Origin of the sequence: Sphingomonas sp. Leaf37, from assembly GCF_920939475.1 — a bacterium.
Classification (GTDB): Bacteria; Pseudomonadota; Alphaproteobacteria; order Sphingomonadales; family Sphingomonadaceae; genus Sphingomonas.
The window spans coordinates 1-14,362 of record NZ_CAKLAX010000008.1; the positions used below are offsets into that span (position 1 = coordinate 1).

15 protein-coding genes are annotated in these 14,362 nt (G+C 62.3%); 4 read left to right on the top strand and 11 right to left on the bottom strand.

The window, feature by feature from the left end:
• From LRA87_RS18030 to LRA87_RS18060, 6 genes are all read right to left on the bottom strand, one after another.
• On the bottom strand, window positions 1–262 hold a 262-nt coding region (locus LRA87_RS18030), incomplete at its 3' end, for a hypothetical protein (protein WP_230782460.1).
• 51 nt (window positions 263–313) lie between these two features.
• Entirely contained in the window at window positions 314–1,552 is a 1,239-nt protein-coding gene (locus LRA87_RS18035) for a type II restriction endonuclease (RefSeq protein ID WP_230782462.1), read from the bottom strand.
• Complete coding sequence (locus LRA87_RS18040; RefSeq protein ID WP_230782464.1) at window positions 1,545–2,015, bottom strand: very short patch repair endonuclease; 471 nt, start codon at window positions 2,013–2,015, stop codon at window positions 1,545–1,547. Before LRA87_RS18040 ends, LRA87_RS18035 begins: the two co-directional genes overlap by 8 nt.
• Window positions 2,005–3,267 carry a DNA (cytosine-5-)-methyltransferase gene (gene dcm / locus LRA87_RS18045; RefSeq protein WP_329958613.1) on the bottom strand — a complete coding sequence of 421 codons (1,263 nt, stop codon included), beginning with the start codon at window positions 3,265–3,267 and terminating at the stop codon, window positions 2,005–2,007. Before dcm ends, LRA87_RS18040 begins: the two co-directional genes overlap by 11 nt.
• A 279-nt stretch (window positions 3,268–3,546) precedes the next feature.
• Window positions 3,547–4,092 (bottom strand): hypothetical protein, encoded by a 546-nt coding sequence (locus LRA87_RS18055; protein ID WP_230782472.1) that lies wholly within the window; start codon window positions 4,090–4,092, stop codon window positions 3,547–3,549.
• 2 nt (window positions 4,093–4,094) lie between these two features.
• Complete coding sequence (locus LRA87_RS18060) at window positions 4,095–4,598, bottom strand: helix-turn-helix domain-containing protein (protein ID WP_230782474.1); 504 nt, start codon at window positions 4,596–4,598, stop codon at window positions 4,095–4,097.
• Window positions 4,599–4,927: 329 nt separating this feature from the next.
• Between LRA87_RS18060 and LRA87_RS18065 the strand changes: the two genes are divergently transcribed.
• Window positions 4,928–5,527, top strand: coding sequence for a hypothetical protein (locus LRA87_RS18065; protein ID WP_230782476.1), 600 nt, complete (start codon window positions 4,928–4,930; stop codon window positions 5,525–5,527).
• Between the two features lie 89 nt (window positions 5,528–5,616).
• On the opposite strand, the gene LRA87_RS18070 is transcribed toward LRA87_RS18065, so the two are convergent.
• Window positions 5,617–6,399, bottom strand: coding sequence for a hypothetical protein (locus LRA87_RS18070; RefSeq protein WP_230782477.1), 783 nt, complete (start codon window positions 6,397–6,399; stop codon window positions 5,617–5,619).
• A 131-nt stretch (window positions 6,400–6,530) separates the two neighbouring features.
• Window positions 6,531–7,937, bottom strand: a complete 1,407-nt coding sequence (locus tag LRA87_RS18075; RefSeq protein WP_230782479.1) for an amidase — start codon at window positions 7,935–7,937, stop codon at window positions 6,531–6,533.
• Window positions 7,938–8,064: 127 nt separating this feature from the next.
• Here LRA87_RS18075 and LRA87_RS18080 point away from each other — a divergent pair, with 127 nt between their 5' ends.
• Entirely contained in the window at window positions 8,065–8,610 is a 546-nt protein-coding gene (locus LRA87_RS18080) for a TetR/AcrR family transcriptional regulator (RefSeq protein WP_230782481.1), read from the top strand.
• Window positions 8,611–8,721: 111 nt separating this feature from the next.
• Here LRA87_RS18080 and LRA87_RS18085 read toward each other — a convergent pair whose 3' ends face one another.
• Together LRA87_RS18085 and LRA87_RS18090 are read right to left on the bottom strand one after the other, a co-directional pair.
• Window positions 8,722–9,240 carry a toll/interleukin-1 receptor domain-containing protein gene (locus LRA87_RS18085; protein ID WP_230782483.1) on the bottom strand — a complete coding sequence of 173 codons (519 nt, stop codon included), beginning with the start codon at window positions 9,238–9,240 and terminating at the stop codon, window positions 8,722–8,724.
• Between the two features lie 271 nt (window positions 9,241–9,511).
• Window positions 9,512–9,736, bottom strand: coding sequence for a DUF2188 domain-containing protein (locus LRA87_RS18090; RefSeq protein WP_163956676.1), 225 nt, complete (start codon window positions 9,734–9,736; stop codon window positions 9,512–9,514).
• A gap of 97 nt (window positions 9,737–9,833) precedes the next feature.
• Between LRA87_RS18090 and LRA87_RS18095 the strand changes: the two genes are divergently transcribed.
• A complete protein-coding gene (locus tag LRA87_RS18095; RefSeq protein WP_230782485.1) occupies window positions 9,834–10,184 on the top strand; it encodes a helix-turn-helix domain-containing protein in 351 nt (116 codons plus the stop codon).
• A gap of 1 nt (window position 10,185) precedes the next feature.
• Complete coding sequence (locus tag LRA87_RS18100; RefSeq protein WP_230782487.1) at window positions 10,186–10,743, top strand: ImmA/IrrE family metallo-endopeptidase; 558 nt, start codon at window positions 10,186–10,188, stop codon at window positions 10,741–10,743.
• 94 nt (window positions 10,744–10,837) lie between these two features.
• Here LRA87_RS18100 and LRA87_RS18105 read toward each other — a convergent pair whose 3' ends face one another.
• The gene (locus tag LRA87_RS18105) at window positions 10,838–14,308 is read right to left on the bottom strand and encodes a DEAD/DEAH box helicase (protein ID WP_230782489.1); all 3,471 of its coding nucleotides are present in this window, start codon (window positions 14,306–14,308) and stop codon (window positions 10,838–10,840) included.
• Between the last annotated feature and the right edge of the window lie 54 nt (window positions 14,309–14,362).

Sequence of the window (14,362 nt, forward strand, 5' to 3'; positions counted from 1 at the left end):
CTCGTTTGTGATCGAGGACCTGAAGGATCACGTCTCCACCCGCCGCGCCATCGCGCCCACCAGCTTCCAGAGCTGAGCGCTTGCCGCCCAACACGCCCCCTTTCCCACCAACGGGAAAGGGGGCTTTGAAAAAGGAGTTTTCATGGCGTCCAAGGTACAAGGTCAGCTCGCCCCCATCCCCAGCGGCGGTGCTTGGTCGAAGCATCTTCGTCCAGAATACAAGCGAGGATTCTGGAAGGCAGAGCGGAAGGCCCAGAAACACGCTTCGCAGGTAGAAGCACTGTGGTGAGACGCCACGTGCCTCAACAATAGGTCATCTTGCAATTGGCAACAGCCGCACATCACCGATGAAGCTCTCCAGCGTCTGGAGATGCGGTTGCACCGCCTTTGGAAACTTGTCGGTCAGGCCAGCGGGCACCACCAGCTGTACACCGGCCCGTACCATCTCGGCGAACTGCGGCTCTGATACGCCTTCCTGCAACGTCAGCAGGTGCTTCGCCGGCACGCGATCCGCCTCGTTGAGGATCTGCCGCCAGCGGTCGCGGCACGTGGTCTTCACCGCAAGCATCCGTAGCCGATCGGCCGGGAAGGTTGCATCGCGATACGACGCGATCGATGGGAACAAAAAATCGGGCGTCTTGCCGTCCTCCGAAACCGGCTGGTGCACGAAGTGCGTGCCCTCGACCAGCCGCTCCTCGATGAAGATCTCCCTCGCATGCAGCTCCAGCGAATGCCCGGACCTAGCCTTGCGGCGCTGAAGGATCGTCTGTGCTCGGGCGATGAAGCCGTCGATGTCCGTGAACCCCGCCATGATGTGCGGCAGCTCGATCGCCTGCTCGACGCTGCGGAAGATCTCGTATTCGCATTCGCGACGCCGCATCAGCCGGCGATCGGGATCGAGGCTGCTGTCGTCGCGCAGCTCGACCGCCTTGCGGATGATATCGGCCCCGGTGGGAAACTTCAGCCGCCACGCCGCCGGAATCTCGTCATCACCCAGCCAGCAGCTCGTCCGCACGACGGGCCGGGCATCGGCCGGGAACAGGCCACCCTGCGCCGGGGGCCACAGAAGCCACTTGCCAGGCTCGACCGGCCCGACGCGATCCTCGACAAGATCCTCTTCGGTCTCATGCCTGCATACCCAGACATGGCATTCGGGCACCGCTGCCGGATCGGCCGCGGCAAACGCGAACACCGTCAGGGCACCGGTGCTTTCCGGATCGAGAAGGGCGGAAGCACCGCCCCCGAAGTTCGTGACCCGCGTCTCGTCGCGACCGCGCTTCGCCGTCGTGTCGTGATAATGGTTGTTGTACCAGACCGCCCGGACCTGCCGGTGGTCGGCATGGGAATCCACGTAGAGGTCGAACCACACATCCGGGTTCTTCACGTCCTGCCGGTTGAGGGCAGGCAGCACCCGGAACAGGATTTCACGCGGAATATAGGGACCGGCCTGATGGCTCCCGTTCGCCAGCGTGTCGTTGCCCGACAGCCGTTTCACGTACCATGTGAAACTTGGCCCGCCATGCGCGTCCAGCCATTCGAGAAGATCACCCACCGGCACGCACCGTCCCCCTGATCTCACCGGCACGTTCGCCGGAGCGGAGCCAGTCGGCCGCCAGCGGCACCACGCGATCGATGCCGATCCGTCCGGTGCCCTTCAGCGAGCATTCCCAGATTTTCAGCACGCGCCAGCCCGCGTGGTCAAGCGCGGCCTCCACCTCGGCATCACGTTCCTGGTTGCGGCCGATCTTCTGCCGCCAGAAATCTTGGCGCGTGCCCGGCCAGCGGAACAGCGGGCAATCATGCCCGTGCCAGAAACAGCCGTGGACGAAGACCGCAGCGTGCCAGCGCGGCAGCACCATGTCGGGCTTGCCGGGCAGGCGACGATCGTGAAGCACGAACCGGAAACCGAGCGCATGAAGACCCCGGCGCACGACCAGCTCGGGCTTCGTGTCCTTGTCCCTGATCCCCGCCATCATGCGGCTGCGGGTGGCCGCATCGACTACATCACCCGGCAAGGGCCATGATCCGCTCCGGCTGCTCCGGCTCTGCATCGGCACCGTCGACCAGCCACGGCATCATATGCGCGGCGACCGCCTTCACCACCGGCACGACGACGGCGTTGCCGAACTGGCGATAGGCCTGGGTGTCGGACACGGGGATGATAAAGTCCCGGCCGCCGGGTTCGTCGAACCCCATCAGCCGGGCGCACTCGCGCGGGGTAAGCCGGCGGGGATTTTTTTCCTTCTGCTCGACGAGGATCTCCGATCCGTCCTTGTAGTAGCGCGCCGACAGCGTGCGGGCGACATCGCCCCGGCCGACCAGCCCGAACCCGAACCCGTTGCCGGCCGCCTTGTGCTTGGCCGCATATCCCTGGAGGTAGCGCCACAGGTGATCGGTCAGCGTGTACTTCTCCGACACCGACGCGATGTTGCCGCGGGTATAGGGCGCATCCAGCTCCTCGGTGCCGTCCTCCGGATGCAAGATGGTGCCGAGCCGCGGCCCGGCGAACGGATCGGGCAGCTCCAGATCGGCGAAGGTGAAATCGTTCGGATCGCGGAAGCCGACGATGAAGATACGCTCGCGCTGCTGGGGCACGAACGACTTCGAATTGATGACCTTCCAGTGGACCTGATAGCCCAGCTCCTCCCTCAGCGTACGGTGGATCACCTCGAACGTCCGGCCCTTGTCGTGGTTGACCAGATTCTTGACGTTCTCCAGCAGGAACGCCCGCGGCCGGTGATGCTGGATGATCTTCGCGACGTTGAAGAACAGCGTACCCTGCGTCTCGTCGAGAAAGCCGTGTGGCCGGTTCAGCGCGTTCTTCTTCGACACGCCCGCGATCGAGAAGGGCTGGCACGGAAAGCCCGCTAGCAACAGGTCGTGAGCCGGGATGCTCTCGACCGGCACCTTCGTGATGTCGCCGGCGACCTCATGGTCGCACTCGTAGTTGGCAAGATAGGTCTTCTGCGAATATTTGTCCCACTCGCTGGTGAAGACGCATTCGCCCATTTCATCGAACCCGCGGCGCAGGCCGCCGATGCCGGCGAACAAGTCGATGAACCGGAATTTCCCTGCACCCGCCGCGGCCTGCCGATGATCGGCGATCAGCGTGTCCAGCATCCGCACCGCCGCTTTGCGGGGAGGGGCCTCGCCGCGTTCCCAGCGATAGACGGTGCGCCGCGAGAAGCCCGAGCTGGCCGCAAAGGCATCGATGCTGACACCAGCGCTGGTGCGGAGGCGGGAAAATTCGGAAACGGATGGTCGCACGGGCACCTCTGGGACGATTTGTGCCACCTTGTCGCGAAGACTCCCCTTCCGCAAGAACAAAGCACGAATGAATGCGGCATCCAAGACCACGCCGACACATCCCCAGTTCTTGATTTCTTAAGCCCCTGGACCTATGTGACCTCCCGGAACGACAGATCGGTTGAGGCGCATTCAAACGCGCCGACAGCGTTCCCCCGCCCGCAAGGGCCTTCGCGTGACGCGGAGACAGGCTTCGGCCAAGCGGTTATCGAGTGACTTATGGGGTGCCTTCGGGCACCCCTACCTTCTGTACTGAAACCGCAGCTTTTCACCCCGAACCGTCTTGTCCACGAGCAGGGCGAACTTGACCTTGGTCATCTGTGTCGGTTTCAGAACCTGCTTGCGCTGATCGGGACGATAGGCGCTTTCCACGAATAGCGACACGTCTGCACTGACCGGACCGCCCCCCTGCCGCACATTGAAGTAGATGCGGTATTCCAGCGCCTCGTTGCCGGGTGCGACGATACGCACGAAATTGGCCTCAGGCGTGTGGTATACGTTCGACGCCGGCAATGCCTCGATCGCCGCCCGCAGCCCCAGCGACAGGTCGTAACGGCCCTGATCGAACGCGCGGCGCTGCCCGCGATCCCACACGTCGACGGGATCGGGATGACGTTCGGGATCATAGGCGTCGGAATAGCAGTGGTTGGAAAAACGCACATCGACCACCGCACCCTTCGGGCGTGCGGTGGTCGGCATCACGAACTGGAACGGCTCCAGATGCGTGAGGTCAGTCGGTTGCCCCGCCACGACCAGCGGAGGAAAGAAGGATTTCACCGGTGGCATGGTCAGGACGCCTTTTCGTCCTTCCGGCGCTGCTTCAGGCCAGGCCGCGAGGCGGCACGACGGGTTGCCGCAGCCTCTTCGCGTGCCTTGGTCATGTCGGCCGCGATCGGCTTCAGCTTTTCCACCAGCGGCGACAGGTCGTAGCGGTTGCTGGCCTGCCCCCCGCTCGAATGCGAACGGGCCTCGCGCCGGATTAGGCCTTCTTCCTCCAGCCGCTTCATGGCGCGCTGGATCGTCTTGTCGGACACCCCCAGCCGCTCGGCCAGACGCTTCTTCGACGGGAACGGCATGGTGTCGTCGTCCCACCAGTGATCGATCAGGTGCAGCAGCACCGTCAATTCCACGGCATCGATGTGCAACCGTGCCTGCGCGCGCAGGATCACGGACGGAACGAACGTGAAGCCCGGCTCCAGAACTTCCTTGCTCCAGCGCTTTTCCAGGCTGCGCTTGTCAGCCTCGGGCGGGGCGGGGTGCAGTGGCACCACATTATCGGCAGGTTTGACCATGATTGCGAACTCCTTCATAGGCGCTCAGATGCGCCGGGAATCCGCGGATTTCCAGACATGGGAGGCTCTTACCCCCCGGACATAGGTGTCCATACGGGTGGTCACAAGGGTCCGCCCGCCCGGGCCATCCACGTCCTCCGATGAAGTATGGTATAGCTATGTCAGTAAGCCGTTGCGCATCACGCTATCATAGTACCAGTGGAGCCCCGGTCGATTTTGTCCGGGGGGTTCGATGATTTTCAGATGGCATGGCGCGTCGAAGCTGGTGAAAATGGCGCGACAGACGATCCCGCCTACCATCCCGACCGGCCATCTTCTACGATCGGACGATGCTGTCGGACTTCTCCATCTGGTACACCGCGCAGGCCGAGCCAGTAAGGATCGCGGTGATCGGCGGGATCATTGCGCTCTGGGGTAGCTTCCTCGCCGGTGCGGTGTCGGTCATGGTCGCGTGGGTTCAAGGCCGCATCGCCCACCGGGCAGTCGAGGCACAGGAACGGACCATCTACCTTTCACTGATCGAACGAAGAGCCGCGTGGCTGGATTACGCGATCACGACATGGAGTGCGTGGATCGACCAGCAGGAACGCCGGATCGAAGCGATCGTGACCAATCAGCCGCTACCCACGGACGAACCGCTCCGGGCGATCGGCAACTGCCGTCGCGAAGCCCGTTGGCTGTTCGGACCCGAGGTCGATGCTTTCCTTGAACAGCTCGAAGTCGCCGTGCGTCATTATTCAGCCAACAGGATGCCGGTGCGGGAGCTGGGCCTGATGGACCCTGCCGAACGTCGGGCAGTCGATGGTCACGAACAGGAGCAGGCGTTCCAGCAGTCGCTCACGCGAATGACGACACTCCGTGCGGACATTACCGACAAGACCCGCCCATACCTGTACGTAGGCGACATTCGTGCAACCGGGCTGCCCTGACGCCTGGCTCCATCAATGGAAGAAAGGCAGACCTTTTTACCTCAGCTTGCACGTCCGTGCCGGGTGTCAGAACCGTCCGGTTATGACACCTATTGTACCAAAGCACTCCACGTCTGGATGATGTTCAAGTTACGTCCACGCTCGGCTAGGAAATTTACAGCAGCCTTGCGCATCGGTTCTTCCGCTTCTGCAAGAGGCATCGGCCGCTTGGGCGGCTTTGACGTTCCACCGTGGCGGCAGAATGGTCCAAGATACGCAGGATTGTTTGCGGTCGTAGTGAAGTCGGTGAACTTCGCATTTGACCACCCCGCCTCTTTCGCGATGCGTTTGTCATCCCATGCTGCGCCCCTCATCCAGTCAACGAATGCGTAGAGAGTGACGTAGGTTAGTTTCTGGACACCGACGAATTTCAGCAGGTCCTTAGTTATCTGATCGTAGCGTGCAAGAAATAGAAGTTGTGAAACCGTTTTGCCAAACGGGTCTTCAATCCTGTCTATTTTACTCGCTATCGCGACAGGTGAGAATGGCTCCGCCCTAACATCGGGCTCATAATTCCCACTGGGAGAAAAGTCCGCATGCCTATCGTCGCTATCGCTTAGACCGGTAAGCGCAGGTGCAAAATATGATGACCCGTAAGTCAGATACATAGCCCCGTCGAAAACCGCCTTCAGAGCGGCACTACGATCAGCCAACTCTTCTGGGGTTGTTGCGTCATTCAGATGCCGGGATGACCACGCATAATACTGTGGCTCACCTTCGGTGTCCTCCGGCCAGATAGCGATGTCCGGGCTAAGAAAGTTACGGGCAAAGGAGCCGAACCATGAGGTGTTCGGATGAATCCAGTAGTGCCACTTGAGATGCTGTGTCGCCATGCAAGCCAGATAGCGCCCCGCTCCGTCGCGACGCCATATTTTTTAGTCAGTAAGACGATCATTTTCGCCTTCCGAAGGGCCGTACAAAACTGGCTGCAACACGCCCCCGGTTTCCCGGGGGCATGTCACGGTCATAGACTCGGGTGAAGGTTCCGCACGGAGCTGACGCTTTCGAGCAGCGACGCAACATGCAGGATAGTCGACTCCGCCAGCCAGCTACCGACGATTTGCACGTTGATCGGCAGACCCTCGTTGCTGGTGCCGAAGCGCATCGAGATGCCCGGCAGACTCGTCACATTCAGCGGCACGGTCGCGCCCTGGAGGTAGGTCGCATCGACGGTGTGCCCGTCGATGACGAACTCTTCGACGCCATGCTTGTGCGCCGGGATCGGCAGGACGTGCGTGATGAGCGCATCGAAACCGCGGAAGTATTCGGCATAGCCGTCGCGGATGCGCTCGGCCGCCTGTTCGGCATCGATGAAGTCGGCCATCGACGTGTCAGGCAGTGACAACATGGTCTTGGCCATCTTGTACATCTGGTCCTCGTGACCTGCGGTCGCGTCGCGGAAGGCAGGCTTCATCTCCATGACGTGAAGACGGTTGAACACGTCGAGGGCGAAATCGCGTTCCAGCGCCGGGATGCCGACCTGCTCGACATGGATCCCGAGACCCTTGAGGGCCTCGGCGGCTGCCTTGACCGTAGCAGCCACTTCGGGATCGACCGGACCGAACCCCGGACCAACCATCCAACCAACGCGGAGCGGGCGATAGGGCTGACGGCCGATGCCCGCATGGAATTCCACGGTGCTGGTCGCGAACGCGTCATGGCCATCCGGGCCGATGAGCTGGGAGAATGCGAGCGCGATGTCGCGCACCGAGCGCGACATCGGCCCGACATGCCAGAAACGGCGCGGCGCGCGCGGCCAGATGCCGGTCATCGGCACGCGACCATGCGTTGCCTTCATGGAGGTGATGCCAGTCTGTGCGGCCGGACCGCGCACAGAGATCGCGAGGTCCGTTCCAAGCCCGATCGGGGACATGCCGGCTGCGATAGCTGCGGACTCGCCACCGCTCGACCCGCCTGGCGTGCGGGTGACATCCCATGGGTTGTTCGATCGGCCGGAGAGAAGATTGTCGCTCTCGATCCAGTAGGAGAACTCGGGAAGGTTGGTCTTGCCGAGCAGGATGCCGCCGGCCTTCTTCATGCGCGCCACGCTGGTCGCATCGGCCTCGGGCAACCGGCCCTTGAAGATCGGCGAGCCGCGCTGGGTCAACACGCCCGCGGTATCGATTGAGTCCTTTACGGTGAATGGGACGCCGTGCAGCGGCCCGACGTCATCACCCGCCAAAATTGCGGCTTCGGCGGCCTTCGCTGCCGCAATCGCGCCATCAGCGACGGTGACGATCGCGTTGATCGACGGGTTCACGGATTCGATCCGGTTAAGGTGCTGCTGCACCACCTCGACCGGCGATACCGCCTTGGTACGGATCAGTTCGGCGAGTTCGGTTGCGTCGGAAAAGATGATATCGGCACTCATAAGAATCTCCTACCTAACGTTCGTTAGGGCGGATACTTAGGTCTTCCATTTGGTTCCGTCAAAGACTAACTAACGATCGTTAGTCTAGTTGTGGGGGGCGGTGACGGTGGCAGTAAGCGCAAAGGAAATGATCCTCACGGAAGCCCGGCGGATCGCCCAGTCCCGTGGCTACAACGGCATGAACTTTCGCGAGCTGGCTGATCGCGTCGGCATCAAACCGGCCAGTATCTACCACCACTTTGCTAGCAAGGCGGACTTGGGAGCGGCCGTCGCCAAGCGCTATTGGGAGGACGCGGCAGCCAACCTGGAAGCGATCGGCGCTGAAGAAGATGACCCGAAGGCGGCATTGCGGCGGTACCCGGAGATGTTCCGCCGGTCGCTTGAGAACGAGAACCGGCTGTGTCTGGGCAGCTTCATGTCGGCAGAGCACGACGATCTGCCGGGATCGGTCATGGAAGAGGTGCAGGCGTTCACCGACGTCAACGTTGCCTGGCTCAATCAGATGATCGTGGATGCCGGAATGGCTGCATCGGGCCCTGCCGCCGAGGCTAGGGCACGCGCGATCTTCGCCTCGATCGCAGGCGCGCAGTTGATGGCCAGGAGCCGTTCTGACATCACATTATTCGATACGCTCGTCGAGGCTTACCAATTGACCGGACTGCTCCCAGCATAACAAAGGCGATCTGTGGTAGCCCGGCATACGACTGCATCAAAACCGAACGGTTCCGACACCAATGTTCTATTATCACGGCGATTGGCATAGAGCAGTATATCTGATTATAAATTAAGTGGTTTTGACAAGTTCGGCGAGTTTATCAGCAACTATCTCTAAGGAATCTTCTTCCGTACTGAGGCCGTTCCGCGACGCTAACAGCGGACTGACCATTCGAAGCGCGTCATAGGTCGTATTGTGGATGACCGGCACAAGCTGATCTGTCGCCAGAAGCGCTGAAAGCTCTCTATCAGCGATGCCTCCTGTCGGAAGCCGCGTTAATAGCGCGGGTGTGACCAACACGATCCCGACACGCGACTTGGCGAGTCCCTTATCAATTTCACGAAGAAACGACGATCCAAGAGGAATATCTTTCTCACTGAACCAGACGGATACATTACGAGCTTTGAGAAGGTTGTAGAGCTTTGTGGCATCATCCAATCGGTCAGCCCACGCATGACAAAGAAACAGCTCGCGTAGGTCAGGAAGCTCTGCTCTCTTCTCGACTGTCTCCCGGATTGGTTCGAGCGCCTTCGCTTCGACAGGCGTGTAATAGACGGTGGAACTTGCCTTCGACCACTTGGCTTTCACACGACTAGAGCCTCCACCACCCGATGACGATCGGTAGGACGGCGATGGGGAAGGAGTTGGTGTCGAGTAGGAGCCATAGCCTCCGCCGTAGCTGCCATAACCGCCGCCGTAACCGCGACCGCCGCCACCGCACCGAGGACACTCTGCTCTACCGCTCGCTGTGCGGTGGCCCCGTGCTGGAGCCGTACATCTAGCCATTTGAACACCGCCCTTTTCTTCGGTCAGAATCTAAAAAGCAGACCGCGCCGTCACCGAACGCGGCCTGCTCCACTTATCCCTTCGGCGGGAAGGGATCATTGCCGTAGCTATCACGCTCGCGGATTTGCCCGTTGCGACCGTGGATCAGCAGCTCGCTCTGCTGCCGCTGCGCGGTGCCGCGTGCCGCCTGCGCCGCTTCGGCCTGCGTGGAATGGATCGATGACACCCGGCTATTGCCAGCGCCGCGAACGGCCCAGCCTCCCGAGTGCGGTACGACATGCTGATTCTTACCTGCCATTGCCAAGCCTTTTTGTTCTGATAGTGACGTGACGTTGCGAGTCTGCAACGCACGAACGGAGATCGCGCATGTCGAATGGAATTGCAAGAGTCGAACGGTGACGATCGTTCAATTTGATGGGGAAAAGTTTGTGGCGGCTTTGGACAGCACACGGCGCGCGCGGAACATGACATGGCGTAAGGTCGCCGACGAAGCGCATGTGAGCGCATCGACGTTGACCCGTCTGTCGCAAGGCAAGCGTCCAGACGTCGATAGCCTCGGCGCTCTCACACATTGGGCGGGCCTCGATACCAACGCCTTCTATAAGAGCGACGTTCCTACCACGACGACTGAACCCCTCGCCAAGGTGACAGCCTACCTACGGGCCGATCCTAACCTCAGCGACGACGGAGCAAAGGCATTGGAAGCAATTCTTCACGCCACCTACGAACAGTTCCGGAAGAAGTAAGATGGCATTCCGGCGAGGTTTTAAGACCGAAGCGAACACCACTTCTCGCGAAATTCGCGCGGAACTCGGCCTCGCCGCCGATGCGCCTCTATGCCCGTTTCTGACCGCCAAGCATCTGGAGGTCCTAGTTATAAAACTGTCGGCGTTTGAGATCCAACATCCCAACGCCGTGCAATATCTGATCAGTGCAAAGGGTCAGAACGAATTTTCAGCGATTACAGTCTGTATCGGGACGCGACGCGTGATCGTTTATAACGACGGGCATTCACCCGCACGGTGCGCCGCAAATATCATGCACGAACTGAGTCATCTGCTGCTGATGCACCCGCCGCACCCCCTGTGCGGGGAGAACGGCAAGCGGCACTTCGATGCCACTCTTGAAGACGAAGCCAACTGGTTCGGCCCGGCATTGCTGGTTTCAGACGAGGCAGCAGTGGCGGTCGCGAAGCGTGGATTAGAGCTGCGTAGTGCAGCCAATGAATACGGGGTCAGCACGCAGCTCATGCAGATGCGGCTTAACGTCACTGGTGCGCAGAGGCGTGTTTCGAGGGCGGCATAAACCCACCGCCACTACGCCTGTGCGGTGCCATATGTGATCATCCACATCGGTGTCAGAACCGAGCGGTTTTGACACCGTGACAGCTCACGTTTGCCTACCTCAGACGTGGCAACTGCCGCAATTCAGCAGCATGGCCGACACCCGCCCACGCGCCGTATGACCCGACCACGTACAGGTTCTGCTTCGTCCGCGAGACAGCTACGTTGAGGATATTGGGTGTGCCTGCGGCCCACGACCGTGCCCCGCCCTGCTCGGCCGCCGGCGCGCCCAGCACCACGATCACCGTCTCTGCTTCACGCCCCTGCACCGTATGAACGGTGCCGACCCGGTCGTTCAGCCACCCACGTTCCAGACCCAGCGCGGATAGCAGATCACCCTCCCGCTCGATCCGCCGGCGCATCTCGTGCGCAACGATCCGGAACGGCGTGACGATGAACAGGTCGGGTCGGCGAACACCGGCACGGGTCAGCGCACGCAGCAGTTCGATGACGCATTCGCCCTCCGCAGGGCACCATTTGGTGGTGGCATCGCCGTCGACGTCAAACCAGGCCGATGGACCCAGGACGTCACCCACCTGCCCGGCTGCACGCGGCCCGGCGGCAAAGACCATCTGCCTGTCATAGGCGATCGCGTTGGAGATGCCGAACATCGGTTCCTGACAACGACGATGCACCAGCAACGGCACACCGACCTCACGCCGCCCACGATCGCCGTCGAACCCGCCGCGAAACTGCGACGCCCGGTCGGCAACGGTCTGGGCGCTGGCTTCAGGCGCCCCCCAAGCGTCAGTGCTGACGTTGAACCAGCTGCAGATCTCCTGGGTCAGCCGGTCCGGCAGGGAGACGACGGGCGGCACCTGCAGCGGGTCGCCCACGACGACCGTGCGGGTCGCGCGCATGACGGCACCCACCGCCGCCTGCGGCAGCGCCTGTCCCGCCTCGTCGATCAGCAGCCAGCCGAAGGCGTCCGAACCCAACTCGCCGAACATCGCATCAACCGAGGCGAAGGTCGTCGACAGCACCGGCACGACGAGAAACAGTGTCGACCACAGCTCACCCAGCAGCGCCAGCTTTGCCGGATCCTTCGGCGGACCTTTGGCCATCACGTCCATCAGGATGCTGAGATTGTGCAGCACCTTGCCGGCCGCGCCATCAATGAAGGCACGGTGCAGGTCGAGTGCTGCAAGGAACAGATCCTCGCGCTTTGCATGCAGGGCGTCAGGTACCCAGGGTGCCGCAAGGTTGGATGCCTCGTGCCCGCGCGCAAAGAACGCATCGTCGACGATCCGGTCACCCAATATCATCCGGTGGCCGTCCACCACGCTCGCAAGGCGCGCGACCTCCCCTGCCACGGCTTCACGTGCCTTGCGTGCCGATACCAGTGCGGCTGCGGCAGTATCGCGCGCTGCGACCGCAGCCGCATGCGTGCGTTCGGCTGCGGCAAAGACGGTCGACGCGCGTGCCGCATCGGCATCAAGCATGGCCGAGGCCGTGGACCATGCCTGCCACCGGGCGGTGCGAAAGAGACGCGCGAACAGGCCGGGTCGACTGTGCCGGTGCTCATTCACCGCGACGGTACTGCGATCCTGTTCCATAGCCGCATCGGCCAGCGGTATGCGCTCGTACTGCTCCTGCCCGTCCGCCAGATCGTGGGTCCGGATCAGCGGTGGCAACACTGCTTCCGCGTCGTGCAGCGCGCGGCGCCGGGTCACGAGCGTCAGGCAGGTCTGTCGTACCGTTTCCAGCGCGGCTAGTTCGGCAGTTACCTCCCGATGCAGGTCGTTGAAACGGGTCCGTGCGCGCTGCCAAGCCCGCAGCGCCGTGCCGGGGGCCGGCGGCCGTTCGGAGAGCACCACGGACGGCGTCTCGCGGCGAATGACGCGGTCCTCCTCGTCCTTCACCTCACGGACGACATCGTCACCCTTTGCTGCCTTCAGGTATACCCGAAAACCCCGATCCTGATCCCACCAGAAGCGCTGACCGAACCGGAAGCGATTACCGGCATTGCCGAGCACCGCCGCGATCAGGCCCCATGTTTCTGCTGCCCCCTCGCCTTCCCCTTTGCCCTCCTCCGCGACGGCATGAACATGATCGCTGACCGACCGGAAATAGCCACAGGCATCCGCCGGACGCCCGATCGCCTTGGCGGCCGGAAGTTCGCGGCTGACGTTCTCGACCGCCTTGTTGTTGCTGGACGCGACCAACACCTCATGACCGCGCAACCCGGGTGCCAGCTGGTAGATGTGGAAGAAGGCATTGGGGCCGAACTTCACCTTCTGCCCTGACGGCGTCATCGCATCGGCAGGATCGGCAAATCCGGCCATGGCCACCGCCCGATCGAGCACCGCACCGGCGACAATATCGCGCAGCAATGTCGTCTTGCCGGTGCCCGGCGGACCGTTGACCGCCAGCAGCCCACCGGTCGCCGGTTCGCGCCGCGCCAGATTGACTGCCGCCTGCTGGAGCAGCACCAGCGGATGGCCGCCCGGGCTGGGCCAGCGCGCAGCCGGGATGAGCTTCGGCGCGACCGCGGCTTCAAGCGCCGACCTTCGCAATTGCAGGTCGAAAACTGGTTCGGACGGCGTGCTGCCCAGATAGCGTTTCAGTCCGACCGGAACCGCGGCAGGATCCAGTGCCTGCGCCCGGCTCAGATCGGTCAGGAAGAACGAATTGAGCAGCGCGACCTCAGGCGGATCGGACGCTCGGTAATAGTGATAGATGCGCACCGCAAAGGCAGGCGGCTCGACCAGATCCTGAGGCAGCCTGAAGGTCTCGACCAGCCAGCGAAACGCCGTCTCGATCCGCCCGGCATCGAGCGGCATCGGCTGCCCCTGGTCGTTCTTCCGGCGCAGCATGTCGTGGAGTGTCTGGACCGTTCGCCGCTCGACTGCCGACCAGTCACCAAGCTCGCCCAGGCGCAGATCGAGCGCCAGCGGCAACGCCCATCCGAAGCTGGAAACAGCGATCGATCTATCGGTCAACAGACAGCCGTGCCGGTCGACCAGCACCGCTGCCAGGATCGCCTTTTCGCGTGCCCGATCGCGGCGTTCCTCATCGGCCCCGAACGCCCGGACGAGGCGCTGCGTGGCAGCGTCCATTCGCACCGAACCGAGCGCCAGCTGATAGTAAAGCTGCTTGTCCGGCCGCGACCGCTCACCGCGTGTCCAGGGTAGTCCGTCATCCAGAAACGCGACCCGGCTGCGATCGTCACCGGCACAGTTTTCAGGCGTCCGATAGGTCTGCGGCGACAGTGCCTCCAGCGCTGTCCAAGCGGACAGGATCGCGTCAGGTTCATCGGGCCTGGGTGGCCGCTTGCGGCACGGTCGAGGCGGCTCCGGCGGGGATGGTGTGACCGGAGCTGCGGGCCGCGTTACGGGTGCCCGCACAGGCGCTGGAGGGGCCGATGTACCGACCCGCGCGCGAAGCTTGCGCGCCCGCTCCGTCGAGCGGTGCGCCAGCTCTTCGCGCAGCATCCGCAGCACCTTTGGATCATTGCCGGAAGCAGCATGGAGAGCTTCCAGATCGGCGATACTTTTTGCCGCCAGGGAGCGCTGCCTAGCTGTCATGAACCATCTTGCAACAATCTCTGCCGGAGGAAGAAATATGAGGACCGCCAAACC